Origin of the sequence: Rhodoplanes roseus, assembly GCF_003258865.1 — a bacterium.
Classification (GTDB): domain Bacteria; phylum Pseudomonadota; class Alphaproteobacteria; order Rhizobiales; family Xanthobacteraceae; genus Rhodoplanes; species Rhodoplanes roseus.
In genome coordinates, this window is the sequence record NZ_NPEX01000590.1 from 1 (window position 1) to 1,069 (window position 1,069).

Annotated in this window: 1 protein-coding gene; it reads right to left on the reverse strand. The window is 72.8% G+C overall.

Annotated features, from left to right (window positions below; all coding sequences use genetic code 11):
- Positions 1-51: 51 nt before the first annotated feature.
- A complete protein-coding gene (locus tag CH341_RS31455; protein ID WP_111423650.1) occupies positions 52-999 on the reverse strand; it encodes a LysR family transcriptional regulator in 948 nt (315 codons plus the stop codon).
- Positions 1,000-1,069: the final 70 nt, after the last annotated feature.

The following is a 1,069-nucleotide window of genomic DNA, read 5'->3' on the forward strand; positions in this document are numbered from 1 at the left end:
GGCGGCGCAAAGCGCCGATCCGAGTGCGCCGCCCCGGAATGACCGAGCGGGTCAACTTCGCTGCTTTCGGTGGGCCGGTCTGGTCGCCACCTTCGCCGGTGTCCCTGGCTCCTCCAGCCCCTTCGCCGCCTCGTGCGCCGCGTCCAGGAACGGCGGCACCAGCAGCGGCCGGCTCGCGGCCCGCCAGGCGACGCTGACGTCGGCGGGCTCCGGCGGGTCGACCAGGTCGATCAGCACGGCCCCGGCGCGCGGCAGCCGCTCGGCCGAGGACGGCACCAGCGCGAGGCCGATGCCGGCCGCGACCAGCCCCATCACGGTGTGGATCTGCGTCGCCTCCTGGACGATCACCGGAGTCACGGCGGCGCGCTCGAAGGCGGCCGTGATGCGGGCGTGGAACAGCGGGCTCGTCTCGCGCGGAAACAGCACCAGCGGCTGCCCTGACATTTCGCGCAACGCCACCGAGCGACGGCCGGCGAAACCGTGGTCGGCCGGCACGGCGAGCCGGAACGGCTCGCGCAGTACCGTCTCGAAGGCGATGTCGGGAACGTCGGGCAGCGAGCGGAGAAGGCCGATGTCGATGTCGCCGGCGCGCAGCGCCCGCACCTGCTCCACCATGGTCATCTCGACGAGATCGAGCATCACGGCCGGCCGCATCGCCCGGAACGAGCGGATGATCGCCGGCAGCATCCCGTAGGTCGACGAGTGGATGAAGCCGATGCGCAGCCGCCCGGCCGCGCCGGTCCCGACCTGCCGCGCCTCGATCTTGGCCTTCTCCACCTCCTCGACGATGCGGGTCGCCCGCAGCCGCAGGGTGGCGCCCGCCGCGGTCAGCTCCACGCGCCGCTGCGAGCGGGTGAACAGGCTCACGCCGATCTCGGCCTCGAGATCGCGGATGCGCCGGCTGAGATGCGGCTGCGCGATCCCGAGCCGCGCCGCCGCCCGGCCGAAATGCAGCGTCTCGGCGAGCACCAGGAAGCTCTTCAGGCGAAGGAGATCCATGGGGGCGCTCCGTTCGATCGGAACGTCTCGCGTCGACCTTCCCCCTCATGGTGAGGAGCGGCCGCAGGCC